Below are 25,706 nucleotides of genomic sequence, written 5' to 3' on the forward strand. Positions count from 1 at the left end.
CTCCCGCCACCGAGACCTCGAAGCCCCCTGGGGTATGTGACGGGGATCACTCCGGACGGAAAACCCGTCGCGCGGGCGCCACGTCTAGGGGGTGTGAGATCAGTCAGGAAGGCAGCGGGAGAGCCGGACGAGGAACGCCTCGTCCGGCTCGTGGCCAAGGGCGACCGCGCGGCGTTCGACGAGTTGTACCGGCGCACGGCGCCATGGCTGGCGGTGCGGTTGCGGCGCCGCTGCGCCGACGAGCAGATCGTCGCCGAAGTCATGCAGGAGACGTACCTGGCGGTGTGGCGCGCGGCGGGCGCGTTCGCCGGGGCGGCCGTCGGAGGGACCGCCGTCGGCTGGCTGTGGACCATCGCCGCCCGCCGGCTCGTGGACGCCTTCCGGCGCAGGGCCCACCACGCGGAACCCCCGCCCGCGGCCGCCGCGCACCCCGTGGCGCCCGCCGCCGAGGACGAGGCGCTCGCGGCGACCGTCGGCGGCGACGTCGGGGACGCGCTGCGCCGTCTCGCGCCCGAACTCAGGGCGGTACTGCAGGCCATGGTGCTCGACGGGCTCACCGTCCGGGAGACCTCGGTCCTGCTCGGCGTGCCCGAGGGCACGGTCAAGACCCGTGCCCGCAGGGCCCGGACCGAGATGCGAAAGGCCCTGGCATGAGTGTGGAACACGCGTCGACGCGGCTCATCGACGGTTACGCGCGCGGGGACACCGGCCTCGCCACCGACGAGGTCTGGGCCCTGGAAGCACATCTGGAGGCCTGCCGCACCTGCCGGGACCGGCTGTCGGCCGCCGTCACGGCGAACGCGCCCGCCGTGGCCGCCCTGGTCGGCACCGTATGGGCCGACCTCGAACCCCGGCTGTCCACCACGGCCACCATGCCCCGCCGGCGACGGCTGGGTGCCCGCCTGTCGACCTGGCTGACGCCCACGACGGTGCCGTGGCTGGCCATGGTCATGAGCGTGACCCTGCTCGCGCTGCTGTTCGACCTCGCCGACCCCGGCGCGGGACCCGGCTCCGGCCACGGCGAGGTGTCGCTGGTGCTGCTGTTCTCCCCCGTCCTGCCCGTGCTCGGCGTCGCGGCCTCCTGGGCACGCGGCCTGGACCCGGCGTACGAGCTGACGGCCTCCGTGCCCCGGGCCGGGCTCCCCCTGGTACTGCGGCGCACCGTGGCCGTGCTCGTCCTCGTCGTGCCCGCGCTGTTCGTGGGCGGATGGGCGACAGGGGTGACGGCCGCCCAGTGGCTGCTGCCCTGTCTGGCGTTCACCTCGACGACCCTCGCACTCGGCGGACTCGTCGGCGTGACCCGAGCCGCCCTCGCGCTGGTCGCGGTGTGGGCCGCCGTGGTCGTGGCGCCGACCCTGGCCACCGGCCACACACCCCTCGCTCTCCGGACGGACGGCATGCCCGTGTGGGGGCTGATCCTCGCGCTCGGCATCGGCGTCGTGATCGCCCGCAGGGGTGCCTACTCCGTGCTGGGAGCCCATCGATGACCACCAAGACGACCACCGGCGGGAAGGAACCACACGTGATGACCGCGCTGACCGCGGCCGACCTCGCGCCGACGCCCTACGCCTGGGAGATCCGGGCCACGGGGCTGAAGGTGAGGGCCGGGCGGAAACGGATGGCCGTCGATGGGCTCGACCTGTCGCTCGGCACCGGCGTGCACGGCCTGCTCGGACCCAACGGGGCCGGCAAGACCACCCTCATCCGGGCGCTGGCCACCGTGCTGCGCCCCGCCGAGGGCACCCTGGAACTGCTCGGCGAGTTCGCCGGCGGGCTCGGCGAACACCGGGCACTGCGCCGCCGGATCGGCTATCTGCCGCAGGAGTTCGGCTACTACAAGCGCTTCACCGTGCGCGAGTTCATCGAGTACATGGCATGGCTGAAGGAGGTCCCGAAGGCGGACATCCCCGGCGCCGTACAGCGGGCGATCGAGCGGGTCGGCCTCGCCGACCGCGCCGACGAGCGGATGAAGGCCCTCTCGGGCGGCATGGTGCGGCGCGTCGGGATCGCCCAGGCCATCGTCAACGACCCGGCGATCCTGCTCCTCGACGAGCCGACCGTCGGCCTGGACCCCGCCCAACGGCTGCGCTTCCGTGAGCTGTTGCAGCAGCTGGGCACGGACACCTGTGTCGTCGTCTCGACCCATCTGGTGGAGGACGTCGCCGCCGCCTGCACCGACGTGGTCCTCTTCGCCGAGGGCCGCCTGGTCTTCCAGGGCACCCCCGACGAACTGGCCGCCGCGGGCGGGCCCGAGCACGTCGGCGACAGCCCGCTGGAGCGCGGCTACTCGGCGCTGCTGCTCGACCCCCGCCAGGAGAGGGGCACCTGGTGAACGACCGTGTCCTGCGCATCGAGCTGAGGCGCTCCGTCGCCCCCTGGGCCGGCGTCGTGTCCCTCTGCGTCGCCCTGGCGTTCCTGTACCTGGTGAGCGGACCGTGGTGGAAGGGCTCAGCGCTGTGGACGAGCCAGTGGACGTCCCTGGCCCTGTGGACCCGGTTCCTGCTGGCCGTCCTGTGGCCGCTCGCGCTGGCGCTCGGCGCCCTGCAGGGGCTGCGCGACCACCGCTCCCGCATGACCGAGCTGCTGACGAGCACCTCACGGCCCGCCCGGCACCGAGCGGCCACGACCGCGGGCGCCACGGCGATCACGCTGACCGCGGCCTTCACACTCGTCGTCCTCCTGGGCGCGGTCCAGGTGATCGGCAACACCGAGTACACGCACCTCGGCTGGCTGCCGATCTCGCTGGTCGCCGTGCTCGCGCTCGTCGCGGGGGCCCTGCTCGGCATGGGGATCGGACGCAACCTCCCCTCCCCGCTGACCCCGCCCGCACTGGCCGTGACCGCCTTCGTCTTCGTCAACCTGCTGCGGATGTCGACGGAGACGGCCGTGCCGACGGCCATCTCGGGGCCGACCGGCGTCACCCTGCTGTCACCGGCGGTGGACGAGACGCTCGACGTGTTCCTGACCCTCTCCGCCCCCGTGCACCTGGGCCAGACGGTCTGGCTGCTCGGCATGGCCGTGACCGGTTTCGCCCTGTTGGCCGCTGCCACGCCGCGCGCCCGGCTGCTCGCCCTCGCACCCGTCCTGGCGGGCGCCGTGATCGCCCTGCTCGTCCTGCCCGCCGACCCCCGCCGGGTGTACGTCGTCGACGAGGCCGCCGCGGCCCAGGTGTGCGACGGACCGGTGTGCGTGGCCGCCGTCCACCAGGAGCGCCTGTCGGACTTCGCGGACCCGGGGAAGAAGGCGCTGCGCCACCTGCGGGACGTTCTCGGCGGCGAGGCACCGACCACCGTCCGGGAGAGCACCGCGCAACGGGGGATTTTCGACGCGCCGGAACGGTCACGCACGGCCGTCCTCTTCGACTTCGACGACAGCGTGATCGCCGACGCCGAGGGCGAGCAGCTGACACGGGCCCTCCTCGGGCAGGGCATGGCGCCGGTCTGCTTCGCCCGCAGCGCCGGCGAGAGCGGCACGGTCGGTGAACTCGCCGCACAGGGCGTCGTCGCGGGCTGGGTCCTCGGCGAGCTGCGGCCCTTCGAGGGCGCCATGCACCCGCAGAGCGCCCAACTCGCCACGGCCGGACCGGTGTTCAAGGAACTCAAGGCCCTGCCGTGGTCCGAGCAGGTCGCCCGCGTCAAGGCCGCGCACACCGCCGCGGTCTCCTGCTCGGGTGACCCGCTCAGCATCCTGGACGGCGGTACGGCCCGATGAGATGGCTGACCTTGTACGCGCGCTCCCGGCAGGTGCCCGTGTCGCTCGCCGCCGTCCTGTTCAGCGCGGCCGCGGTGTGGGCGCTGGTCGCCCGGGACGGCGGCGGGGGAGCGGTCGATCCGAGGACGCCCGTGTTCGTCCTCGTCGCCGGGGTGACGGCCGCCTCGATCGGGCTCGGCGGGCAGGACCTCGCGCTGGACCGCACGGCCGCGATCGGCTGGCGGCCCCGCAGGGCGGGCCATGTGCTGCTCATCGGCACGGTCGTCGCCGCCGTGCTCCTCGCGGTAGGGGCGACGGGCACCGATCTGGCCGCCACCGCGTTCGTCGTCCGCGACAGCGCGGGGCTGACGGGGCTCGTCGCCCTCGGAGCGGTCGTGTGCGGGGCACCGTACGCGTGGACCCCGGCGGTCGGCTGGCTGTCGTTCTCGGTCTTCGCCCCGCCCCCGACGAGCGTGCCGACGGAGATCGCGACCTGGATGCTGCTGCCGCCCGGCACGCCCGCGGCCACCTGGACGGCCGTGGCCCTCGCGGTCACCGGCACCACGGTGTACGCCCTCGCGGGCCCGCGACGGTAGCCGCCCGGGCCGGCGGCGGGAGCACGGAGTCGGGGCTCATATCCAGGTGTCGAGCCACATCCGGACCTGCCAGTCGGGATACGGGATCGTCAGGCCCGTGTAGATCGGGAAGAAGTAGACGAAGTTCCAGACGATCAGCAGGACGAGGGTCCCGACCGCCACCGCCCCCCGGTTGCGGCGGTCGGCGCCCGCCCCCGGCGGACCCAGCAGCGCGCCCAGCGTCATGGCCACGGCCAGACACACGTACGGCACGAACACGACGGCGTAGAAGGCGAAGATCGTGCGGTCCTGGTAGAGGAACCAGGGCAGGTAGCCTGCGGCCACCGCGCACAGCACCGCGCCCGCGCGCCAGTCCCGGCGCAGCGCCCACCGGAACAGCAGGTACCCGAGGGCGCAGCACGCCGTCCACCACAGCATCGGCGTCCCCAGGGCGAGGATCGCCTGGGAGCAGCCGGTCAGCGCGTGACAGCCGGCCTCACCGGGCTCGGGTGACCGGTACGAGAACAGCACGGGGCGGCCGAGGACCAGCCAACTCCACGGGTTGGACTCGTACTTGTGGTAGGTCTCCAGCCCCACGTTGAACCGGTAGACGGCGGACTCGTAGTGCCACAGGCTGCGCAGCGGCGCCGGGATCCACGACCAGACGCCGCCGCGGCCGTCCGCCCAGTGCCGGCCGTAGCCGTCGTCGGACAGGAACCAGCCGGTCCATGTCACCAGATACGTCACCGCGGCGACCGGGGCGAGGGAGAGCACGGACCGGCCGAGGTCCTTGCGCAGCACCGTCCGGTACGGGCGGCGTGCCCCCGCGACGCGGCGGGCGCCGACGTCCCACAGCACGGTCAGGACCATGAAGAAGGCCAGGAAGTACAGGCCGTTCCACTTGGTCGAGGCGGCGAGCCCCAGACACACACCCGCCGCGAGCCGCCAAGGGCGCCGTCCCGTACCGGCGTGGTCCCCGGTGTCCCCGTCCGGGCGGACATGCCCGTCCGGGGCCACCGGCAGCGCCGCCGCGAGCCGGGCCCGGGCGTGGTCCCGGTCGAGCAGCAGGCAACCGAACGCCGCCAGGACGAAGAACATGACGATCAGGTCGAGCAGCGCGGTGCGGCTCATCACGAAGTGCAGACCGTCCACCGCCATCAGCGCGCCGGCCAGACAGCCCAGGAACGTGGAACGGAACAGGCGGCGTCCGACGCGGCAGAGCATCAGGACCGACAGGGTGCCGAGGAGGGCCGTCATGAAGCGCCAGCCGAACGGTTCGAGACCGAGCATCCACTCCCCGACGGCGATCACCCACTTGCCCGTCGGCGGGTGCGCGACGAAGGCGCCGGCGTCGGAGAGCGGGATCACCTGAGGGTCGGCCAGCACCTGAGGGTCGGCGACCTTGCGGTCCGGCCAGGTGCCTTCGTAGCCCAGTCGCAGCAGCGACCACGCGTCCTTGGCGTAGTACGTCTCGTCGAAGGCGAGTTCGTGCGGCTGTCCGAGGCGCCAGAAGCGGATCGACCCCGCCAGCAGGGCCACGAACAGCGGCCCCAGCCACCCCGTCGCACGCGCGATCCGGTACGCGGACGCGGGCCCGAGCCCGACCCGCTCCCAGATCCGGGTCCCCGGCTCCGGGAAGGGCGGCACCAGCCGTTCGCGCAGGTCGCTGAGAGGCCGCCCCACGTACCCGAACGGGCGCAGACGGTCGATCCGGTCGAGGGACGCCGTCGTCGGACGGGGGCCGTGGAGCATCGCGGTGACAGCGTCCTTCGAGAGTGTGTACGAACATGGCCTCGCCGCTCACGCGGAGTGGTGCACCCGCTCACGCACCCCCCGCGCGTTCGTCTCCGGAGATCGTAATGGGCGCGCGTTCGGTCCCATCGGGCCGGTGCGTCTCGCACGCCAACGGCCCCCCGACGACCAACTGCCCACCACCGCCCACGAATCCGGATGCGGGACGGCGCCGACCCGTGGTGGGATGCGGCCCGTGAGCGAAACGTTGCGGGCCCGTATCGAGCGGTACTACACCACCGTGCCGTCGCGGTTCGCGGAGGTCCAGGAGTTCGGGCCGCTGCGGCTCTTCGTACGCAAGGAGCCGGGCGCTCCCTACTACGGCGGGCCCGGTCACGCCCAGCCCACGGTGGGAAGGGCCGCGGCGATCGGTGCCGCCGACATCGCACGGGTCCGGGCCCGACAGCGTGAACTCGGTGTCCCGGAGGCGTTCGAGTGGCTGGCCGAGTCGGCGCCGACGCTGCGGGCCGCGATCGAGGACTCCGGACTGCCGGTGCTGGAACGCCCCTTGATGGCGTTGGACCCGTCCCACCGAGTCGCCCCGCACCCGGTGCCGGACGGTGTGACCCTCCGGGCGCTGACCGCCGACGATCCCGTGCTGCCCGCGGCCCTCGCCCTGCCGCGGCTGGCCTTCGCGAAGGAGGGCACCGCCGTCGGCGCGGCCGGCCGAGCGGAGTTGGCGGCGGTGGCCCGGGAACTGATCGCGGACGGCACCGTGGAGACGGTCCGCCCCGTGCTCCGCGCCGGGCACAAGGCGCTCGTCGCCGCCGTCGCCCCGGACGGTACGCCGCTGGCCGTCGGCCACTTCCATCCGATGGACGGCACCACCGAGATCGGCGGCGTCGGCACCCTGCCCACCGCCCGCCGGCAGGGCCTGGCCGCAGCCGTCACGGCGGCCCTGGTCGCACACGCCCGCGACCACGGGGTGCGCACCGTCTTCCTCGCCTACGCCGAGGACGCCGTGGCCCGCATCTACTCCCGACTGGGCTTCCGCCCCGCCGGTTGCACCCTGCTGATCGCCGACCAGCCCGCCCGGTCGTAGCGGTCGACAGCCGGCCACCGCCGTGCCGGTGCGGGCCGCCCGCCGCCACGGCACTGAGCTCGGCGAACGTCCGTCGGGGGACATTGCAGGAGGGCCGCGTGGCTGGGCCGTTCGCGGGTACTCGGGGTCGCGCCGCGGGCCCGACGAGGCTCGCGGGTACGGATGGCGCAAGCGTCGTATCGAGGAGAGGAGCGCGAGACATGGGACACGGCGGAGATGTCATCGACGAACTGACCGCGGACCACGGGGAAGTGGAGGAGATGTTCGTCCGGATCGAGGCACTGCCCTCCGGCGATCCCCGGCGCAAGCAGCACATGGACCAGGTCACCATCGAGCTGGTGCGTCACTCGGTCGCCGAGGAGGCGTACCTCTACCCGGCCGTACGCGAGCACCTGCCGGACGGCGACGCGATCGCCGACCGTGAGCTGGAGGACCACGCCGAGGCCGAGCGCACCATGAAGGCGCTGGAGCGGTGCGAGGCCGACGACCCGGACTTCGACCTGTTGGCCACCCAGCTGATGACCGAGATCAGGTCGCACATCCAGGACGAGGAGAACAACCTCTTCCCCAAGCTGCGCGCGGCCTGCTCGGTGGACGCCCTGGACAGTCTCGGGGACAAGGTCCGCTCGGCCAAGAAGACGGCCCCGACCCGGCCGCACCCGGCGGCCCCGGACACTCCGCCGGCCAACAAGCTGCTCGCCCCCGGAATGGGCCTTGTGGACCGCATGCGGGACGCGCTGTCCGGCCGGGGCAAGGACGACTGACGTGGCACGCGATTGACCACGCGACCGACGAGGCGGACGGCGGCGGGCCGGTGGGGACCAGGATCACCTGGTGGCCACCGGCCCGCCGCCGTCCGCCTTTGTCTACCTCGTCTACCTCGTCCACCTCGTTCGGGACTCGCCGCGCTCGCTATGTGGGTCGACGTCACGGTCGACGTCACGTGGGTCGACGTCCGTCGTCAGTCGTCACCCTTCACGATGTGCGAGTCCGTCCCGGCCCCCGCCGCCTGCGTGCGCTCCCGGTCCGTCACGGCCGGCAGGCACAGGCGCACACCCTTCCCGCGGCGGCGCCGGGCCTGTGCCCAGCCGCTCTCGCGGACGACGAGTTTTTCGACGGTGTGCGTGCTCACGGCATCTCATCTTCTTTCCGAACCCGAATGCGAACCGCTTCCTGCTGTCGCGCCCACGGGTGCCCGGTGCCGGAGTGCCCAAACGGCCCTCAGGGCAGCGGGGTGCCGCCGGTGGCGTTGAGGATCTCCGCCGTGACGAAGCTCGCCCGGTCGGAGGCGAGGAACACGTACGCCGGTGCCATCTCGGCGGGTTGGGCGGGCCTGCCGAGCGGCGCCTGCTTGCCGAACTCCTTCGTGTCCGGGAGCGTCGCCGGGATCAGCGGTGTCCACACCGGCCCCGGCGCCACCGCGTTCACCCGGATGCCGTCCGCGGCGACCATCTGCGCCAGCCCCTGGGTGAACGTCACGATCGCGCCCTTGGTCATGGCGTAGTCGAGGAGGTGCGGACTCGGCTTGTACGCCTGCACGGACGTGGTGTTGATGATCGAGCCGCCCGCCGGGATGTGCGGCAGGGCCTCCCGGCACAGCCAGAACATGCCGTAGAGGTTCGTCCGCACCACCCGGTCGAACTGCTCGGTGGTGATCGCGCCGATGCCGTCGGACTGCGCCATCTGGTACGCGGCGTTGTTGATCAGCACGTCGATCCGGCCGAACTCGTCGACCGCCCGCTCGATCAGGCGACGGCACTGCTCCTCGTCGCGTACGTCGCAGGGGACGGCGATCGCCTTCCGCCCGGCCTCCTCGACGAGCCGGACCGTCTCCCGGGCGTCCTCGGCCTCCTCCGGCAGATGGGTGAAGAGGACGTCCGCGCCCTCCCGGGCGTACGCCAGGGCGACCGCGCGGCCGATACCGGAGTCCCCTCCGGTCAGTACCGTCCTGCGGTCCTGGAGCAGTCCGCTGCCCCGGTAGGAGTCCTCCCCGTGGTCGGGCGGCGGGTCCATCGGGCCGGTCCAGCCGGGATGGTCCTGGTCCTGCTGGGGGAGATCCGGCCGGGGATGCCGCTCGACCGGGTTTCGCACGTCGTCGTCGTTCATGGGTACGGCCCTTCGTCGGGTGGGTGGGTGGGCGGAGACGGTCGCCCCCGCGTGCCCGTGCCGGGTACCCGAACCTGCCTGCTCGACGCCGTGCGGACCGGCGGCCCGGGCTGTGGCCGAACCCGTCGGATTGGTCGGCGGTTCCGGGGTGTGGGGAGCCGAGGCGGGGGACTTGGTGGGAAGGCCGGGTTCGACGGCGCTCCCCTGGGGGTCGGCCCGGTCAGGCTTCTCTGGTTCTGACAACGTGCCGGAGGAGCCGTCCCCTGGACGCGTCAGGGGCCCATCCGCCCTGGTGTCACGAGCCGGCCCACGCGCCGTGGCATCAGAGGCCGCCCTGCTCGCAGACCCGGCGGGCGACCTCGCGGAGCTTGATGTTGTGTTCCTGCGAGAAGCGGCGCAGCACGTCGAACGCCTGCTCCTCGGTCAGCTGGTGGCTGCCCATGAGGATGCCCATGGCCTCGCCGATCACATGGCGGGTGGCGACGGCCCGCTCCAGCTGGGCATGGGTGCGCGCGCTGGAGAAGGCGACCGCCGCGTGCGAGGCCAGCAGCCAGCCGGCCAACTCGCTGTTCTCGGTGAACGCGCCGGGCCTGCGCGAGTAGAGATTCAGGGCGCCGAGGTCCTCCTCCTCGGTGAAGAGCAGGAAGCCCATCATGCTGCCCACCCCGAGACGGCGGGCCTGCGGGGCGTAGGCCCGCCAGCGCGGCTGCTCGGCGGAGAAGTCGGAGATACGGAAGACCCGCTCGCCCTCCGAATCACGGGCGGCGTCGAAGCAGGGCCCCTCCCGCAGCCGCTCCTGCAGCCGGTCGCTGTCGACGACCAGCTGGTCCGTGGGAGCGAGAGTCTCCGCGGACGTGCCGTGCAGCACGAGGATGCCGGCCGCGTCGCAGCCCTCCACCAGTTCGGTGGCCGAGGCCGTGATCCGCTCCAGTGTGGAGTCGACCGAAGGCTGTGCCAGCAGGTCGCGCGCCATCGACGCCATCTGCTGGGCGAACCGATCCCAGTCCACACCGTCCTCCGTTTCGCCCGGCCTGGGAGATTCCGACGTCCCAAGCCTCGCACGCGACCCCGTGGAGAGGCGGCTGCGACAGCCGCCTTCCCGGGGCGGCGCGCGGTACGCCACCGTCTTCACGGTGGGCCCGGGTCACCGGGTGTCGACGATGCCGCCGGTCACGGCGATGACCTCGCCGACCGTGTAGCTGGCGTCGGCGTCGGAGGCCAGGTAGACGTAGGTCGGCGCGATCTCCTCCGGCTGGGCCGCGCGGCCCAGGGGCGCCTCGCTGCCGATCCGAGCCAGACCCTCGGGCGGCATGTGCTGGTCCGCCTCGTTGAGCGGGGTCCAGGTCGGACCCGGGGCCACCACGTTGGCGCGGACGCCGCGCTCGGCCAGATGCGGGGCGTCGGGAGGTGCGGGTCGCCGCTGTCGTGGCACTTGGTGGGGCATGGAGTGGACCGGCAGGGTGATGCGGGCGACACGGCGGCGTGGCGCGGCGGCCGTACGGACGGTGCGGTTGGCGTGGGCCGGACCGGGGCGGGAACGGGATCTGGTGGCGCAGGCCGGCAAGGCGGCGCTGGCCGCCTGGTTGGCGTGGGCGGTCGCGGGCTGGTGGCTCGCGGCCCCCATGGCGTTCGTGGCGCCCTGGGTGGCGGTCGTCCTGGTGGAGTCCACGGTGTTCCGGTCGCTCGCCCACGGGTTGCAGCAGCTCGGGGCCATCGCGGTGGGCACGGTGGTGGCCACCGGCGTGGCCCTGGCAGTGGACCACGCGCTGGTCACGATGGCCCTGGTGCTGCCGACGGTGCTGGTGCTGGGCCAGTGGCAACGGCTGGGGAGCCAGGGCGTCTACGCCGCCACGGGCGCGCTCTTCGTGCTGACCGGCGGCCAGGTCACCGTCGCCGCGTCGGCCGCCCGCATCGCGGAGGCGGTCTTCGGCGCGGTGGTGGGCGTCGCGGTCAACGCGCTGATCAGGCCCCCGGTGTATCTGCGCGACACCCGCGCCGCGCTCCGGGACGCGGCCCGGGAGGCCGAGGCGATCCTGGACGCGGTGGCGGAAGGGCTGGCCGCCGGGGAGTGGGAAGGGCACCAGGCGGGGGAGTGGCACGAGCGCGCACTGCGGCTCGGGCGGCTGGTCGACCAGGCGCGGCAGGCCATCGGCTGGAGCAAGGAGAGCATGCGGGTCAACCCGTGGGGGCGCCGCAGGCACGCCGTCGCCCCGCCCGGCAAGGCGTACGCCGACGCACTGGTCGTGCTCGACCATGTGGCCGTCCACACCTCGGGCGTGACCCGGACGGTGTGGGAGGCCGCCGACGGCGGAGGGAAGGCCGCCCGCCCGGCCGAGGCGATCGCCCGGCCCTACGCGGACTTCCTGCACCGCACCGCCCGCGCCGTCAGCCTCTACGGACGGACCCGGTTCGCCCCGGGCGGCCACGACGACGCCGGAGCGGAGAAGCTGCGCGAGGCCGTCGGGGAACTCCACCGCACCCTCGACGACTTCCGCGGCCGGCTGCCCGCCGTCGCCGACGACCCCGACGCGCTGGTGACGTACGGGACGCTGCTGGCCCAGGCCCACCGCCTGGCCGATCAGCTCGTCCCGCACTGAGCCGGCGTCGGTCGCGGTAGGCCGCCCGGTAGTTATCCGGTACTTATCCGGGTAGTAAACGGTCATTGTCGATGGATTCCGCTCAACTTAGGCGCAGTTGACGAGGCGTCACTACCCTTCGGATACCGAGCGTCACCGAAGGGACGCCTGTCGGTCCATGTTCAGCAGGGGGCATTCATGGGTTCCGTTGAGCGGCCTCGCCGCGTCGTCGTCCCTCCGGGCACGTTCGTCCCGCACAGCGGCGCCCGGATCGCCGCGCCGTCCACGACCGGACCGGCCGCGACCCGGCAACTGTTCGCCACCCGGACGCCGGAACTCCTCGGCCGGCTGCGCCGGTTGGACGCCGCCGTGGACGACGCCTCGGTCCGGGACATCGCCTCCTGGCTGCACGAGCAGTACGTGAGCCGGGGCGCGCCGGTGCCCGTGGGCTTCGTCGCGCCCTGCCTGCTCGGCTCCCCCTACGTGGACCATCGGCTCGGCCTCGACGGGCGGATCCTGGGGCACTGCGCGGCACACGACGTGATGCCGCCCCCGTTCGACGGCGCCCGCATGCTGGCCCGCTCGGGCGCGTACGCGTTCGTCGAGGTGTACGCCGACGGACTGGTGCTGCCCGTGCTGCCCGACGGCAGCGTCGTCAGGCCCTGAGCGGCGCACCGGCGGACCGCGCTTCACCAGAACGACACGGCACGGAACGGAGACCCCCGTGAGCGACATCAACCTCGGCCCGATCGTCAGGAGCCTCAACAACCTGGAGCGCCAGCTCGACCGCTCCGTCCGCTCGCTCGGCGGTCAGATCGAGCAGGTGGACGAAGAGGTCCGCGACGTCAAGGCCGTACAGGCGCAGACGAAGGACCGCCTGGACGTGCTCTACGAGAAATTCCTGGAGTTCGTCGGGAGATCCGAACGCATCGCCGCCGCCCAGCGCGCCGAGACCCGGATCGTCCGCATCAACGACGAGATCGAGCACACCTACGGCCATCACAAGGTCGTCCGCCGCTCCGCCACCGGCATCCTCCAGGCCTTCGACACCGGGCTCGTCCAGGAGGAGACGGTCCGGCAGGTCAGCGAGGAGCTGATGATCCAGACGCCGCGCTACTGGCTGGCCCCCGCCCTGGTCGGGCTGGCCGCCTGGGCGGGCGACGACGAGGCGCTGTGCGCGCGGGCCGTGGAGGAGGCGTTCCGGCGCTCGACCTCGAAGACCTCGCTCTTCTTCGCCCTGATCCTGCGCAGACAGGGGCGGCAGGACGCGTCCGTGCGCTGGCTGCGGCACTACCTGGAGGGCCAGGACCCCCGGGTGCTCGGCCGGGAGTTCCAGGTCGTCCTGGAGTGCGTCTCCCAGGGCGCCTTCGGGGCGCGGGGACGTCAACTGCTCGGCGAGACCCTGGAGGAGTGGCGGCAGCGCCTGCTCGACGACGACGCCGTACGCGCCGCCCAGGTGGCGCGTTGGCGTCAGGAGATCGACGCCCTGCGCGCCCCCTCGGCCGCCGAAGACTTCCCGCGCCTGGCCGATGTGTGCCCGCAGTGGCAGGTGCTGGACGACCTTCTCGCCCGCGCCCGCGCGCACGAGGCACTCCTCGCCCGCTTCCGCGCCCTCATGGAGAGTGAACTCCTGCCCGCCTCCCACCTGGAGGACACCGTCGACGACATCCTCGACGGTCTGGTCCGCAACTCGGACGAGGAAGAACTCCCCCTGCAACGCAAGCTGTTGCTCAACGAGGCCATCGTGCGCCACGCGGGGGACGAGGACGCCGCCCGCCAGGAGGTGGACATGCGGTCCGAGGCGCTGGACGAGACCCGCAACTACCTGAGCGTGCAGTCGGTCGCCGCCCTCGACCCCACGGCCGTGGGCGCCTCGCCGGCGGCGCAGCGCATGGCCGTCGCGTCGTGCCAGGAGTGGTTCGCCCAGGCGCACGCCGGATTCAGCCGCGACTACCGGGCCGCGATGCCCCCGAAGATCGAGATCTCCCTGCGCAACACCTACGGCGTCAGCCACGGCACCCAGCGCTTCAAGCTCACCACCTGGACCAAGCCGCTCACCGACGACCTGCCCGACCTGGAGGCGTCGTTGACCCGGCACTGGAGCGGCTACGTCGACCTGTACGTCAAGTCGCTCGCCTACAACTACACCTCCCAGCTCGCCCTCCTCGGTGCCACGGTCGCCGCCATCCTCATGGTCTTCCTCGGCGTGCACGTCGGCTTCGCCTTCCTCGCGGCGATCGCCGTCGGAGGGATCTGGGGGATCGTCCTGTACAACCGCGCCGAAGCCGGGCGCACCGCGCAGGAGAAGGCCCGTGAACTGCTCAGCTGGCACATGGCGGAGGCACTCGGCCGGCTCCGGGGCGCCCACGCCGAACTCACCGACTGGCAACAGCAGTACTGGGCGGCCGACTTCGTCGAGGCCGAGGCCCGCACCTTCATCGCGTCCCTGAACACCGCGACCAACGCGCCCTCCCCGTTCGAGGGCCGCGTCGTCGGAACCGGCGACTGAGACCACCGGAACCACCCGGAGTGGCCGAGACCACCGAGAGGAAACGACCATGAGTGACGATCTCGCCTTCTCGCCGGACGGGACGCCGCCCTGGCTCAGACCGGAGATCCCGGAGCACCTGCGCCCGCTCGCCGCGCCCCTCAGGCCGGCCCAGCCGCCGGACCTCCCCGAACAGCGCGACCCCGCCACCCCGCCGCCCGGCCCCGCGGCACCGTCCCCGCACCCACCCCTGGGCCTCGGGACCGGCCCGGCCGCCGGGGCAGCCCACGCCCGAGCCCGTCACCCGACGGCTGCGGCGGACCGTGACCGACCTCCCGGCCTGGGACCCCTGCCGCCCGGTGAACAACTCGTACGCCGACCCCAGAGGGACCTGTGAACCGCGCCCGGTGGGGAGGCGGCAGCGACTACCTGAGCTGGGCCCGCACCCTGGACGAATGGGCCGACGGCACCCGCCCCGACCCCTCCAGCTGCCCCCGCTGTCCCCGAGGACCTGCCCGCCGACACCTGGCAGCGGCTGCTCGCACGCATCGCCTCCGCCGTCGACCGCCGCCTCCAGGGCGGACTGGACCTGATGGTGCGTGAGGTGAACGACGCGGCCGACGAGTTCTCGGTGGGCCGCGCCCTCACCCGTGGCCGCGACGTGCTGCGCTCCGTCCGCTCCGTCGTCACCCACCCGAGCCTGCCCGCCGACTTCCGCGCCCGCATGGCGACCCTCATGGACGAGCACACCCGCCGACTGCAGGAGGAACTCGAACGGGGTGTGCGGGCCCTGCTCGCGGACGGCGCCGATCCCCACGCCGTCGAGACCCGGCGCCGCACCCTGCGCGACAACCCCCTCACCGCCGTCCTGTCCGAACCCTCCGCCCCGCCCCCGGCCGGCTGGTACGAGCCGACCGGACGACGGCGCATCGTCACCCCCGACTGACGGCAACGGCACCCCGGAGACCCACCATGGCGAACTACTCCGACAGCAAGCGTGACCTGGACAACTACCTCACCGCCCGGGTGCCCGTCGTCGGACTGCGCACCATCGAACAGGCCCGCGCCCTGCGCATGCTCAAAGAGGTGGCGACCCAGCCGAGACGCGCGAACCAGCAGTTCTGGATCCACACCAGAGCCACCGGACTGCGTGATCTGCGGTCGGGAGCGGCCGTCCTCGACGACCGGTCGCTCACCGGCGCCATGGACTTCGCCGCCGCCCAGTTCGCGGCCCGCCCCCACGCCACCCTCGTCCTGGTCGACCCCGGCGAGCTGGAGTCCGACACCCCCTTCACCCGTAACGTCGCCGAACTGGCCAGGATCGCCGACACCCACGCCGGATGCGTCGTCCTCATCACGGACAACCCGATCTGGAGCGGTCTGCAACGACTCGGTATGAGCCTGCAGTTGGACCTGCCGAACGCCGACGAGATGTACGCCACCATCAGCGGCTTCCTCACCGACCACCGGGGCGTGGTCTCCATCGCCTGGACCGAGCACGACGCCCGCCGGGCCGCCGAGTTCCTCCAGGGCGTCACCGAGGGCGAGGCGGTGAACCTCATGGCCACCCTCATCGCCAAGGGGTCCGTGGAGGCCGCCGACGTGCTGACCCTCGCCAGCTCCAAGGACCGCATCTTCAACAACCTCGCCGGACTCGAACGCCTCGCCCTCAAGGACGTCGACTACTCCGTCGGCGGCCTCACCAACCTGCGCGGCTGGCTGGAGCGTAAACACCGGCTCATCCACACCGACCTGCGCGGCACCCAGCTGCGCCCGCCGCGCGGTGTCCTGCTGGTCGGCGTCCCCGGCTGCGGGAAGTCCCTGTCGGCGAAGGCCATCGCCCAGCAGTGGCGGCTGCCGCTGTACCGACTGGACATGGCCAGCATCCACGGCCGCTACCTGGGCGAGTCCGAAGGACGGATGCGCGAGGCGCTGGACGCCGCCGACCGGGTCGCTCCCTGCATCCTGTGGATCGACGAGATCGAGAAGGGACTGGCCGGCAGCCACGACAGCTCCGGCGTCCAGCAGCGCATCATCGGGCAGTTCCTGTTCTGGCTCCAGGAGTCCGACTCCCGGGTCTTCGTGGTCGCCACCGCCAACGACGTGCGCAGCCTGCCGCCCGAACTGCTGCGCAAGGGACGCTTCGACGAACTGTTCTTCGTGGACCTGCCGGACGACCAGGACCGCAGGGAGATCATCGCCCTCTACTACCGGCGCTACGTCAAGGCCGAACCCCACCCGGACCAGCTCGACCGGCTCGTCGACCTCTCCGAGGGCTTCGCCGGCTCCGACATCGAGTCGGCCCTCCACGACGTGGGCGCCGAGGTCCTGCTCGGCGGCGGGGTGGAGCGGCTCGACGCGTCGTTCGTCGAGGACACCTTCGCCAACACGGCCCCCCTCAGCCGCAGCAACCCCGAACAGATCGAGGAGATCCGCGCCTGGGGCCGGGAACGCGCGGTACCCGCCGGACGGTCCGGCCCGGCCACCACCACCCCCGGAGCGGGCACCGCGCGCAGGGTGGTCGTCCTCGGCGACACCTGAGATGGGGGACGCGTGGGTGGCCCTGGCGGTCGCCACGGTCGGCGTCGTCGGCACACTGGGCGCCGCCCTGCTGACGCAGAGCCGGGCCGACCGCACCAAGCGACTGGAACTCCAGGCGCTGGCCCGGCAGCAGGGCGAGGAGCGCGAGCACGCCGAGCGGGTGCGCCGGGCCGAGCTGGCCGCGGCCCGGGGACGCGAACGGCACGAGCTGCGGCGTGCCTGCTGCGTCGCCCTCAACACTGCCGCCCGGCAGTACCAGACCGCCCAGGTCAACCTGTGGCACGCCCTGCGGGACGGCCCCGAGGTGGAGGACTGCGCACAGCGACTGGACGAGCGCCGCGCCGCCCACCGGGAGGCCTACGCCGAGGCCCAGTTGATCCTGCCGACCGCCGTACTGGTCTCCGCGGGCGCCGCGAGCAGGCAGCTCAACAGCGGGTACGGCACGCTCCGGAAGTTCCTCGCCGCCGTGCCCGTGGACGCCGGGACGCTGGACGCGTTCGAGCCGGAGGTCCGCAAGGCGTGGACACTCCTGGCGGACATGCGCCAGGAGATGCGCCGCGATCTGGGCGTCGACGACACCCTTGGCTGACGCCCCCTACTGACCGTGGTGCGTGAACGACGCCCAGATCTCCAGCTCGTCCGGTCGCCCGGTCGTGGTGTCCGCCAACAGCGCCTCGCACGCGCCCAGTTCGGCGGGCAGCATCCGGTCGGGGTCCAGCATCCACAACTGGGCCGCCCGCAGCGCGTCCCGGGGTGGCGTGCCCTGTTTCATGTGGTGGTGGACGAGGAGCACCAGCAGCGTCGTCCGGGGGTCGTCCGCGATGGCCCAGCGGGAGCCGACGACCGCCGTGGCGCCCGCGCCCAGGAAAGCCGTCGCCAGGGTCAGGGCCTCGTCGTGGTCGCTCAGGGTCAGATCGCTCGTGCAGTTGGCGAGCAGCACCGTGCCACCGGGCATCGCGGGGTCGCGGCCCGCGGCGCCGGTCAGCAGGTCCTGCACCGACACCGTGTGCGTGGCGTCCAGTTTGAGGACGGAGTCGTTGGAGGTCGTGCCGGTGTCCGCGTGACAGTTGACGTGCAGCAGCGCGGTCGGCGAGGGCCCCCGCCCCGGCAGGAACGGTTCGAGCGACCGCGGCTCCGGCGGCAGCGCCGCCCCGCCGGTGCCCGGGCCCCCGCCCATGCCGCCGATCACGGTGACCCGCGGATGGAGGGAGGCGACGAGCGCCGCCTCACGGTGCATGGTGGGCGAGCCGTCCGGGTCGACCACGACGGCCACGTGGCCCCGGCCGAGGACGGCTGTGGGGCGGGCGGAGACCTCGATGAGCTGACGGGCGCTGGCGCAGTACGAGATGACGGCCCGCTCGCACGCGTGGCCGGCCTTCGCCGCCTCCCGCCCACCCGGGGTCGAGGCCGTGGACACCGGCCGGCGGGCCGCGTGCCAGGGGACGATGCCGAGGGGGCCCACGGGCGCGAGGACGATCCGAGGGACGCGGCCCGGCCACCAGGCCTCGGCGGCCGCCAGGAGCGGTTCCATCGCGACGTCTCCGGCCCATGAGCACAGCCGTCCCAGAGCCGACCGCCACCTGCCCTCCAGCAGGAGCAGCGCCTTGCGACGGCGTGCGTGCATGACCAGCGGGTGGTGCGGCGCGGGCGGCACCCGACGACCCTCCTCCTGAAAGGCCTGCAGAGCGGCGTCGTACGCGCCGACGGGGCCGGTGGGCACCGAGGTCAGCCCGGGCAGCCGCAGCGAACGGACCACTCCGGTCGCCATGACGATCACCGCGTGGCCGCAGGCCCCGTCCTCGCCGGGCACGAGATAGACCAGGGCGTCGGTCCCCATCCGGCGCAGTGTGCGCCCGAGCACCCCCGGACGGGGCGCGGACAGCAGCCGTTTCTCGGCGGCGCCGCCCGCCAGCGCCTCCAGGACGCGGCGCCGCAGATCGTCGGGCACCTCGTTCAGCCGGCTGCTGCCGACGGCGGCCCGCCCCCAGGCGTCGGCCAGCTCCGCGTGACCGGCTTCGCGCAGCAGGTCGGGGACGGTGACGTTCATCGTGGTCGCGTTCAGCACCAGTCCGCGCCCGAGTTCGAGTGCCTCGAACGCCGCCTCGGGCAGCCCGTCGGCGAGGCTCCAGCGGACCAGCCGCAGCATGTCCGGCGCGATGGCCCGCGCGGCTTCGAGCCCGTGGTCCGCGCCCGATTGCAGCAGCACGGAGCGGCCGTACGCGGTCAGCGCCGATCTGCCCGTCTCGCGGGACTGCCGCCGGTGTTCGGCCTCCTGCGGGCCGAAGGCGCGATGGGCGAGGGCGATCGTCCGGATCAGCGCGATGGCGAAGGGGTCACCCGGGCTCGCGTTGAGCACCACCCGCGCCTCGCGCAGGACGGCGACCGCCTCCTCCAACTCCTCGCGTCGCCCCGACTCCAGGTGCCGGGTGAGCAGCAGGGTGCCCAGCCCGTACAGACACCGCCCGCGTGACCCGTGGAACTCGTGCGGATCCTCCTCCGCCGCACCCCTCAGCAGGGCGATGCCCCGACCGAGGGCGTCGAGCCGGTCCGGCGCCGCCTGCCCCGCGACGGCCGTGCGCCGTGCGAGGGCCGCCGCGGCGCGCAGACGCAGCGCGGGGCGGTGCGGGCTCCCGGCCGGACAGGCCGTCGCGGCCTCGACGAGGGCGCCCACGGCGGCCTCGACCGCCTCGGTGTTCCCCGTCTCGCGTGCCTCGCGCAGGGCGTGTGCCGCCAGTTCCGTACGGACCGCCGGCATCCGGGGATGGTCCGCGGGCAGGGTGCGCCCGGCCTCCTGCCAGGCGCGCACGGCGTCGGCGGCCAGCGTCGGGGAGGGCCGCCGACGGGACCGCGCGAGCAGCAGCCACGCCGTCCCCGCGGCGGACAACAGCTCACCCCTGAAGGGGGCGTGGCCGCTCGTCGGCTCCGAGGCGCGGAAGATGTGCGGCGGCACGCGCGGATCCCCGGCCTCGGCCAGCACGGTGTGCAGCGGCGGACGGACGAGGTGCTCGGGCGTGCGGTCGAGCAGCACGTCGTACTCGTGCACGGCGGCGTCGAGATCGGCGTGGTCGCCCAGCAGGACATGCCGGTCGAGGAGGAGATGGGCCAGGAACTCGGCACACCGGTCGGCCAGCGCCGGGGAGGCCGGTGGCGCCCCGTGCTCGTTGCCGTTGCCGTTGCCGTTGCCGTTGCCGTTGCCGTTGCCGTTGCCGTTGCCGTTGCCGTTGCCGTCGCCCGATGCCGTGGCGTGCGCGGCCGTCGTCGCGTCCCCCGCCGTGTCCGGGGCGGAGAGGGCCTGCCGGACGAGGGCGATCGCGCTCGTCAGGTCCTGGCCGTCGCGCTCGCGGAGCCAGCGGCGATAGTGCAGCAGCGCCCGTGCGGCTGCCACGGCCGCGCTCGCCGGGGCCTCGTCGCCGCCGAGGATCTCGGCGACCCGGCCGGACGGAAGCGCGAACGGGTCGGGCGTGCCGTCCCCGAGCAGTACGGTCGCCGCCGGGTCGATCGTGGGCGGGGTGAGCACGCCCTCGTCCTCCTGCGGCTCCGCCGGGCCGGAGGCGCCGGATGCGGGGTTCTCCGGCCGGGTCTCCGGTGCCGGGTCCGCCCGGTCCTGGCGTGCGGCGGCCGGGAACAGCGTGCCCAGCAGTGTGCGGACGTCGGCCACCGCCCCTTGCCGCAGCGCTCCGTCGATCATCACCCGCGTCGCGGCTCCCGGCGGCAGCAGGGCTCGGGCCTGACGGAGCGTCGCCGTGGTGGTGGCCCGGTCCGTGAACGTGGCCTCTCCCGAACGGTCGAGGACGAGCCCCAGGGTGCCCGCCACGGCCAGCATCATGGCCTTGAGGCCCCAGGCCTCCGGTTCGAGCAGCGGTGCGGCCCGCCGCAACCGGTCCGCCCAGACACGGCAGTCCGCCGCCGACGGCATCCCGTCCGGTGAGCGCAGGAAGCCCACCATGACGGAGAGGAAGACGAAGTACGGCTCCTGCTCCGTGGCGGCCGGGTCCAGCAGCCCGGCGAGCAGGTGCAGATCGTCCTCGACGGTGGGGAACCCGGTGACGTCCGGCACCGGCCGGTTCCCGGAATCCTGGGGCGCGGTGAACGGGTCCGTGTACCAGACGCGGTAGAGCATCGCGGTGCGGAACGAGGCGTGCAGGTTCTCGTCGCGGAACTCGCTGTCGGCCGGGGCGCGTTCCAGGACGACGCGCAGGATGCGCAGGGCGTCGCGGAGGGACTCGTGCCGGACCTGCGGCAGCGCGCAGGCGAAGTCCAGCAGCAGGGCGACGCCCAGCACACACTGGGCGGCCAGGTGGAGTTCGTCCTCGTGGTGGTAGAGGCCGGTCGCCGTGCGCAGCAGACCGATGGCCTCGCGGAGGTCCGCCACCATGCGGGGCTCGGCCCGGGCGGGTGACAGGGCCGGGTCCGCGGTGCCGGTCGTGAGCGCGTTGTTGGACAGGTCGTACGCGTACGGCGCTCCGCGGTCGATCGCCCGCTGATTCAGGGTGATCGCGGCCTTGAGGACGAGTTCGGCCCGGTCGGTGTCGTCCGGCGCGACGAGGGAGGCGAGTTCACGTGCGCGGGCCGTGAGCCGGTCGACGCCGTCGTCGTCCAGCAGTCCGTTCGACAGCTCGATCCAGAGCAGGTCGACGATCCCGGCCAGACACGCCACCCTCGCCTCGCCGGTCCCGGGGAGGCGGGTCAGTGCCTCCTCCCACAGGGCCCCCGCCTCGGCGCGGTCATGGGCCGGTGCCGGGTCGTCGGGGTGCTGGGCCGCGCGATTGCGTTCGGACCGTTCCGCCAGGGCCAGCCCCAGGTTGGTCGCGATCCGGTGGGAGGCCTCCTCGGGCAGCGCGGGATGGGCGAGGGCGGTCCGGTACCAGTCCACGGCGATCGCCTGGGCCCGCTGACCGGTGTCGTACTGCGTGAGCGCGTCGCACGCGTCCGCGCCCAGCTCGGCCGCGTCGCCGCCCCCGGGGCCGGGGTCGCTCAGCAGCGGCCGCAACACGTCGAGCACGCCACCGAACTCGGCTGATGCATCCGGGGGTTGAGTGTCCGAAGGGGGCGACTGTTCGTAGCGGTCACCCAGTTCGAGCAAGGACAGCATCGCGAGGTCGAAGGCCACGTCGGGGCGCAGGTCCGCGTAGAGGTCGCCGGAGTCGTGTGCCGACCGCAGGAGTCCGACGGCGGCGCGGCGGTCCGCGAGCCGTTCCGGACTGTCGTGGTCGGGGCAGCGGCAGCGGTCCGAGAGGACGAGACCCAGCACCGCCCGGCACAAGGTGGCATCCGGCAGGTGGCGCACGTCCGGGCCGCCGAGGATCGGGCCGAGCAGTTCGACGACCCGGTCCGCGTCGGCCGACCGCCGGGTGCCGGGCGCGTTCGTACGCCAGCGTTCCGCGAGGTCGAGGGCGAGTTCGCGGCGGACGAGCACCAGGTCGGCGCGGTCGGGCGGGGTGCCGGGCCCGGTGGAGGAGTACGCCTCGGTGGCCAGGGAATGTACGAGGTCCAGGCGCGCGATCGTGTCGTCCAGGTCCGCGGGTGCCTGGCCGTACGCGTAGCGGAGCCTGGCCGCGTCGGCGGACATCCCGAGCAGCAGCCGGAGTTCGGCCGGGCCGTTGGCGGAGTCGGTCAGCTCCGTCAGGTTCCGCTCCACCTCGTCGAGGAGGTCCACGACGTGCTCCCGGCCTTCCCCCTCCAAAGCGTCCTCGGCCGCTTCGAGGAGTTGTACGACGAGATCGATCCGAGCGAAACGATCCGACATCCCGGATTCCCCGGCGTGATCATCGATTCCCTGATTCCCGGTGTACACGAAATCCCCCTGCCCGCTTCGGGGAATGCTCCCCGCACCGGCTCTCGAATTGCCAATCGGATCGTAGCTCACTAGCGTACGGCCGCATCCGGATTCCGGATTCCAGGAGGGGAACGAATGGACGAGTACGAGCAGCAACTGATCGCCGCGCTCGTGTCGGAACCGCAGTCGATCCGGGAAAAACTCGCCCCGGAGGACCGGGAACAACTCGACGTCCTGCTGGACCTCGTCGCCGAGGGCGGGAGCGAGGAACGGCTGCGGGGGATCACCCGCGCCGTCGCCGCCCATCTGCGCGCGGCCCTGCCGGGCGACGAGGGGCGGGCGGTGAGTCGGCGCTACACCTCCTCGTCGATCGTCCGGCGGCCGCCGCACGACGTGCTCCTGGACCGCTTCGCACCGGGCGGGACGGACCTGCCCGCCAGGGGCCCCGAGGGGCCCCGGGGGTCCCGTGGCGCACCGCCGGGCGCGGTGCGGTGGGCTTCGGCGCGCGAGCGGCTGCTGGCCGAACCCGCCCTGACGGAGACGGACCTGACGGAACTCTTCGGCGTCGCGGCCGATCAGCCCGGACTGATCAGGCTCCGCGCGGCGGCGGGGCCCGAGCAACTGCCCGCGTTCCAGTTCGACGGCGAGGGCCGCCCCCGGCCGCTGGTGCTCGCCATCAACGCGATGCTCGGCGCGGCGGCCGACCCGTGGGGGGTGGCCGACTGGTGGCTGGGGCCCAATCCGTGGCTGGACGCCGTGCCGGCGACCCTGCTCGGCACGGGGCTGGACGATCAACTGCTCGCCGCCGCGAGCGTGGTGGGGGAGGACGACTGACATGGCTCGTGGAGCGAAACTGCCCGAGAAGGGCACGGCGAACGCCAGGAAGGTGGTCCGCCGGGCGGGCGAGGTCTTCTACCGGGTGCACTCACGGCGCCGCAGGGCGCACCACTTCAACCCGGAGCCGCAGGACCACCACTTCGGCGGCGGTCGCTTCGACAGCACTCCGAACGATTCCTACGCGTACCTGTACGCGGCCCCCAAACCCGAGACCGCGATCATCGAGAGGTTCGTGCGCACCCTGCGCTTCGACGGCCAGGGCAACTCCCGCGTCCTGCCGCGGAAGGAACTGGACGGCAGACTCCTGTCCCAGGTGCGGCTCACCCGGGACGTCGAACTGGTCTCCCTGTGCAGCATCGTCCATCTCAACGCGGTGCTGCAGAGCGACTGGTGGCTGGTGGAGTCCGACCCCACGGAGTACGCGTTCACCCGGCGCTGGGGGCACTGGCTGCGCGGCGAGGCGGACTGGGCGGACGGCTTCGTCTGGCGGTCGCGGCTGGACGGCCCCAACGAGTCCCTGGTCCTCTTCGGGCCCGCCGCCGAGAACGACCTGCTGACGGAGACCGACGAGCCGCCGAGGATCCTCGACGACGCGGACGGTCTGCACTGGCTGGCCGAGACCCTGGAGGACTACCGCGTCGAGATCGGGACGGCCGACCCGCGCCGGGCGTCGGCTCCTGACACCGCCCGCCCTCACCCCGCCCCCGCCCGTCCCTCCCGGGCGCTTTCCGGGCGGGAACCGGTAGCTTTCCGGATTTCCCCGGGGATCGGTAAAAGGGGTTCCGGCGTCCCTGGCGTCCGTGCATACTTCTGATCGGAAGGCCGCAGTGAGAACACGGGGGAATGGCGGGGGAAAGTCGGGGGAATGCGGCAGGAACAGAGCACGGTATTCGAGATTCCCGGGCGAGAGAATTCGAATACCGTGCTCCCTCGCGTCGGCCGAAACGCACGTCGGATTCAGGGCCGCCTGTCGCTCAGCACGTCGAACACCGCACGGGCACTGACCGGATTGCGTGTCACCAGATGCACCGACCAGTCGGGATCGGCCCCCAGCACCTGCTCCAGCGTTCCGACGACCGTCTCGGCGCTGGTCCGCGCGTCGAGACCGCCCCGGCCCGCCCCGAGCAGGGGCAGGGCGATGGACCGCAGCGGGACACGGCCCGCACGGCGTTCCGCCGCCGCCAGTTGGAACACGCGCCGGACGGCGGCCGCGACGGCATCGGGCGCGGTCTCGTACCCGTCGCCCGTCGCCGAGGGCGTGGCGACCGCCGCGTGGAGAATTCGCCGCACCCCCTGCGCCGACAGGGCTCCCGGCGAGGTGACGGCCACCGTGCCCGCCGCCACCGGCAGCCCGGGCACCCCGAACTTGCGCATCCAGGCGGCGAGTTGGCGTGCTATCACGTCGTCCGTGATACGGCCGACGGAGTCCTTGGTGGCACCGGCCCGTCGCAGACTGCCGGAGACCGTGCGACGGAACGTCTTGGACATCTCGAAGTAGATGTTCTCCGAGGAGACCAGGACGTCCACGCCGGTGACGAGTTCGATGGGCGCCACATGCACGGTGAGCAGGACGTCCCCGTGGGAGAAAGCGGTCCGCACCACGTGGCGTCCCGCCCGGACGGGAAGGACGGCATCCGCCGGCGGTGCCGCGCCGACACCCTCGGAGGGACCCTCCCGGGTTCCCGGCACGGCCGCGGCGTCTCGGCCCTCCCCGTTCAGGAGCGCCCGCGCGACCTGTTGGAGCATCAGCTTCTCCTGATGCTTGCGGAACCGCTCCGCCCCGACCCGGTAGACATGGGCCGCCCGCTGCCGGCGTTCCTTGCCCGACAGGTCGCGGGTGCCGGAGGCGAAACCGAACGAGTGGAGGGCCGCGTCGCGCAGCAGCGCCCCGTCGAGGCCCAGGACCACGGTGTGCAGCAGACGCTCGACGGCCTCCGGTTCCACCCGGACGCCCGGTGCGGACGTCTCCGCCGTCTCCGCTGTCTCCGCACCGGGCGTCCGGCCCGCGACGCAGGCGTGCAGCATCTCCAACTCCGCCTCGTGCAGCCGCAGCAGCCCCAGCGCGCGGACCCGGCCCAGTTCGTCCACCAGCCTGTGCAACACCGTCGGGCCACCGGGGGCGGCCCGCTCCTGCTCATCGGTCACCGCTCAAGGATGAGCAGGGCGTCCGCACCGGGCAAGCGGTTTGGGACGATCCGGAGAAAACGTCCGCCCGCCGAACCGACCACTCGCCCGACGGCGCCGTCAGGCCGACCCCCGTCCCGACCGGAGTGCCGAAGTCGGG

Annotated in this window: 23 protein-coding genes; 16 read left to right on the forward strand and 7 right to left on the reverse strand. The window is 73.2% G+C overall.

The genetic code is table 11. The features are described 5' to 3' along the window. Positions 1-93: 93 nt before the first annotated feature. From E4N62_RS20615 to E4N62_RS20635, 5 genes are read left to right on the forward strand one after another with little or no spacing between them, the layout of a single operon-like run. Positions 94-654: an RNA polymerase sigma factor gene (locus E4N62_RS20615; protein WP_184897548.1), complete on the forward strand. Its 561-nt coding sequence runs from the start codon at positions 94-96 to the stop codon at positions 652-654. Then, complete coding sequence (locus E4N62_RS20620) at positions 651-1,487, forward strand: zf-HC2 domain-containing protein (protein ID WP_230216485.1); 837 nt, start codon at positions 651-653, stop codon at positions 1,485-1,487. The genes E4N62_RS20615 and E4N62_RS20620 overlap by 4 nt, the downstream gene beginning before the upstream one ends. A 38-nt stretch (positions 1,488-1,525) precedes the next feature. Continuing rightward, positions 1,526-2,332, forward strand: coding sequence for an ABC transporter ATP-binding protein (locus tag E4N62_RS20625; RefSeq protein ID WP_374117035.1), 807 nt, complete (start codon positions 1,526-1,528; stop codon positions 2,330-2,332). Beyond that, positions 2,329-3,711, forward strand: coding sequence for a hypothetical protein (locus E4N62_RS20630; protein WP_230216489.1), 1,383 nt, complete (start codon positions 2,329-2,331; stop codon positions 3,709-3,711). Before E4N62_RS20625 ends, E4N62_RS20630 begins: the two co-directional genes overlap by 4 nt. Then, positions 3,708-4,286, forward strand: coding sequence for a hypothetical protein (locus E4N62_RS20635; RefSeq protein WP_230216491.1), 579 nt, complete (start codon positions 3,708-3,710; stop codon positions 4,284-4,286). Before E4N62_RS20630 ends, E4N62_RS20635 begins: the two co-directional genes overlap by 4 nt. A gap of 36 nt (positions 4,287-4,322) precedes the next feature. Here E4N62_RS20635 and E4N62_RS20640 read toward each other — a convergent pair whose 3' ends face one another. Then, complete coding sequence (locus E4N62_RS20640; protein ID WP_230216493.1) at positions 4,323-6,017, reverse strand: dolichyl-phosphate-mannose--protein mannosyltransferase; 1,695 nt, start codon at positions 6,015-6,017, stop codon at positions 4,323-4,325. A 226-nt stretch (positions 6,018-6,243) separates the two neighbouring features. On the opposite strand from E4N62_RS20640, the gene E4N62_RS20645 reads away from it, so the two are divergent. Together E4N62_RS20645 and E4N62_RS20650 are read left to right on the forward strand one after the other, a co-directional pair. Then, complete coding sequence (locus tag E4N62_RS20645; protein WP_230216495.1) at positions 6,244-7,098, forward strand: GNAT family N-acetyltransferase; 855 nt, start codon at positions 6,244-6,246, stop codon at positions 7,096-7,098. A 200-nt stretch (positions 7,099-7,298) separates the two neighbouring features. Then, a complete protein-coding gene (locus tag E4N62_RS20650) occupies positions 7,299-7,862 on the forward strand; it encodes a hemerythrin domain-containing protein (protein WP_230216497.1) in 564 nt (187 codons plus the stop codon). 197 nt (positions 7,863-8,059) lie between these two features. Here the strand turns inward: E4N62_RS20650 and E4N62_RS20655 are convergent, their stop codons facing one another. The 4 genes from E4N62_RS20655 to E4N62_RS20670 all read right to left on the reverse strand — a co-directional run bounded on the left by E4N62_RS20655 (position 8,060) and on the right by E4N62_RS20670 (position 10,648). Next, on the reverse strand, positions 8,060-8,230 hold the full coding sequence (locus tag E4N62_RS20655) for a hypothetical protein (protein ID WP_230216499.1): 171 nt from the start codon (positions 8,228-8,230) through the stop codon (positions 8,060-8,062). 89 nt (positions 8,231-8,319) lie between these two features. After that, positions 8,320-9,204 (reverse strand): SDR family oxidoreductase, encoded by an 885-nt coding sequence (locus E4N62_RS20660; protein ID WP_184897561.1) that lies wholly within the window; start codon positions 9,202-9,204, stop codon positions 8,320-8,322. A 322-nt stretch (positions 9,205-9,526) separates the two neighbouring features. After that, entirely contained in the window at positions 9,527-10,213 is a 687-nt protein-coding gene (locus tag E4N62_RS20665; protein WP_374117025.1) for a GAF and ANTAR domain-containing protein, read from the reverse strand. 135 nt (positions 10,214-10,348) lie between these two features. Beyond that, a complete protein-coding gene (locus E4N62_RS20670; RefSeq protein ID WP_374117026.1) occupies positions 10,349-10,648 on the reverse strand; it encodes an SDR family oxidoreductase in 300 nt (99 codons plus the stop codon). On the opposite strand from E4N62_RS20670, the gene E4N62_RS20675 reads away from it, so the two are divergent. The 7 genes from E4N62_RS20675 to E4N62_RS20705 all read left to right on the forward strand — a co-directional run bounded on the left by E4N62_RS20675 (position 10,647) and on the right by E4N62_RS20705 (position 17,398). Then, positions 10,647-11,801: an aromatic acid exporter family protein gene (locus E4N62_RS20675; protein WP_230216501.1), complete on the forward strand. Its 1,155-nt coding sequence runs from the start codon at positions 10,647-10,649 to the stop codon at positions 11,799-11,801. The two genes, E4N62_RS20670 and E4N62_RS20675, sit on opposite strands and share 2 nt — an antisense overlap. 177 nt (positions 11,802-11,978) lie before the next feature. After that, positions 11,979-12,446 (forward strand): hypothetical protein, encoded by a 468-nt coding sequence (locus tag E4N62_RS20680; RefSeq protein WP_230216503.1) that lies wholly within the window; start codon positions 11,979-11,981, stop codon positions 12,444-12,446. Positions 12,447-12,504: 58 nt separating this feature from the next. Next, positions 12,505-14,289 (forward strand): hypothetical protein, encoded by a 1,785-nt coding sequence (locus E4N62_RS20685; protein WP_230216505.1) that lies wholly within the window; start codon positions 12,505-12,507, stop codon positions 14,287-14,289. A gap of 49 nt (positions 14,290-14,338) precedes the next feature. After that, entirely contained in the window at positions 14,339-14,665 is a 327-nt protein-coding gene (locus E4N62_RS20690; RefSeq protein ID WP_230216507.1) for a hypothetical protein, read from the forward strand. Between the two features lie 195 nt (positions 14,666-14,860). Then, positions 14,861-15,214, forward strand: coding sequence for a hypothetical protein (locus tag E4N62_RS20695; protein ID WP_230216509.1), 354 nt, complete (start codon positions 14,861-14,863; stop codon positions 15,212-15,214). A 26-nt stretch (positions 15,215-15,240) separates the two neighbouring features. Then, positions 15,241-16,809 (forward strand): AAA family ATPase, encoded by a 1,569-nt coding sequence (locus E4N62_RS20700; protein ID WP_230216511.1) that lies wholly within the window; start codon positions 15,241-15,243, stop codon positions 16,807-16,809. A 1-nt stretch (position 16,810) separates the two neighbouring features. After that, positions 16,811-17,398, forward strand: coding sequence for a hypothetical protein (locus tag E4N62_RS20705; RefSeq protein ID WP_230216513.1), 588 nt, complete (start codon positions 16,811-16,813; stop codon positions 17,396-17,398). A gap of 6 nt (positions 17,399-17,404) precedes the next feature. Here E4N62_RS20705 and E4N62_RS20710 read toward each other — a convergent pair whose 3' ends face one another. Then, complete coding sequence (locus E4N62_RS20710; RefSeq protein WP_230216515.1) at positions 17,405-22,555, reverse strand: CHAT domain-containing protein; 5,151 nt, start codon at positions 22,553-22,555, stop codon at positions 17,405-17,407. Between the two features lie 165 nt (positions 22,556-22,720). Between E4N62_RS20710 and E4N62_RS20715 the strand changes: the two genes are divergently transcribed. Beyond that, the gene (locus tag E4N62_RS20715) at positions 22,721-23,419 is read left to right on the forward strand and encodes a DUF3168 domain-containing protein (protein WP_230216517.1); all 699 of its coding nucleotides are present in this window, start codon (positions 22,721-22,723) and stop codon (positions 23,417-23,419) included. A 1-nt stretch (position 23,420) separates the two neighbouring features. After that, positions 23,421-24,236 carry an RES family NAD+ phosphorylase gene (locus E4N62_RS20720; RefSeq protein ID WP_230216519.1) on the forward strand — a complete coding sequence of 272 codons (816 nt, stop codon included), beginning with the start codon at positions 23,421-23,423 and terminating at the stop codon, positions 24,234-24,236. Between the two features lie 143 nt (positions 24,237-24,379). Here E4N62_RS20720 and E4N62_RS20725 read toward each other — a convergent pair whose 3' ends face one another. Further along, positions 24,380-25,567 carry a macro domain-containing protein gene (locus tag E4N62_RS20725; RefSeq protein WP_230216521.1) on the reverse strand — a complete coding sequence of 396 codons (1,188 nt, stop codon included), beginning with the start codon at positions 25,565-25,567 and terminating at the stop codon, positions 24,380-24,382. Positions 25,568-25,706 lie beyond the last annotated feature (139 nt).

Origin of the sequence: Streptomyces sp. MNU76, from assembly GCF_020982545.1 — a bacterium.
GTDB lineage: Bacteria > Actinomycetota > Actinomycetes > Streptomycetales > Streptomycetaceae > Streptomyces.

What these genes read in the sequence shown, in the direction of transcription:
- E4N62_RS20650 (WP_230216497.1), top strand. Translation starts at nt 7,299, where the DNA reads ATGGGACACGGCGGAGATGTCATCGACGAACTGACCGCGGACCACGGG.
- E4N62_RS20660 (WP_184897561.1), bottom strand. Translation starts at nt 9,204, where the DNA reads ATGAACGACGACGACGTGCGAAACCCGGTCGAGCGGCATCCCCGGCCG.
- E4N62_RS20675 (WP_230216501.1), top strand. Translation starts at nt 10,647, where the DNA reads ATGGAGTGGACCGGCAGGGTGATGCGGGCGACACGGCGGCGTGGCGCG.
- E4N62_RS20640 (WP_230216493.1), bottom strand. Translation starts at nt 6,017, where the DNA reads ATGCTCCACGGCCCCCGTCCGACGACGGCGTCCCTCGACCGGATCGAC.
- E4N62_RS20720 (WP_230216519.1), top strand. Translation starts at nt 23,421, where the DNA reads ATGGCTCGTGGAGCGAAACTGCCCGAGAAGGGCACGGCGAACGCCAGG.
- E4N62_RS20715 (WP_230216517.1), top strand. Translation starts at nt 22,721, where the DNA reads ATGGACGAGTACGAGCAGCAACTGATCGCCGCGCTCGTGTCGGAACCG.
- E4N62_RS20690 (WP_230216507.1), top strand. Translation starts at nt 14,339, where the DNA reads ATGAGTGACGATCTCGCCTTCTCGCCGGACGGGACGCCGCCCTGGCTC.
- E4N62_RS20705 (WP_230216513.1), top strand. Translation starts at nt 16,811, where the DNA reads ATGGGGGACGCGTGGGTGGCCCTGGCGGTCGCCACGGTCGGCGTCGTC.
- E4N62_RS20635 (WP_230216491.1), top strand. Translation starts at nt 3,708, where the DNA reads ATGAGATGGCTGACCTTGTACGCGCGCTCCCGGCAGGTGCCCGTGTCG.
- E4N62_RS20645 (WP_230216495.1), top strand. Translation starts at nt 6,244, where the DNA reads ATGCGGCCCGTGAGCGAAACGTTGCGGGCCCGTATCGAGCGGTACTAC.
- E4N62_RS20710 (WP_230216515.1), bottom strand. Translation starts at nt 22,555, where the DNA reads ATGTCGGATCGTTTCGCTCGGATCGATCTCGTCGTACAACTCCTCGAA.
- E4N62_RS20625 (WP_374117035.1), top strand. Translation starts at nt 1,526, where the DNA reads ATGACCGCGCTGACCGCGGCCGACCTCGCGCCGACGCCCTACGCCTGG.
- E4N62_RS20620 (WP_230216485.1), top strand. Translation starts at nt 651, where the DNA reads ATGAGTGTGGAACACGCGTCGACGCGGCTCATCGACGGTTACGCGCGC.
- E4N62_RS20700 (WP_230216511.1), top strand. Translation starts at nt 15,241, where the DNA reads ATGGCGAACTACTCCGACAGCAAGCGTGACCTGGACAACTACCTCACC.
- E4N62_RS20670 (WP_374117026.1), bottom strand. Translation starts at nt 10,648, where the DNA reads ATGCCCCACCAAGTGCCACGACAGCGGCGACCCGCACCTCCCGACGCC.
- E4N62_RS20695 (WP_230216509.1), top strand. Translation starts at nt 14,861, where the DNA reads ATGGTGCGTGAGGTGAACGACGCGGCCGACGAGTTCTCGGTGGGCCGC.
- E4N62_RS20680 (WP_230216503.1), top strand. Translation starts at nt 11,979, where the DNA reads ATGGGTTCCGTTGAGCGGCCTCGCCGCGTCGTCGTCCCTCCGGGCACG.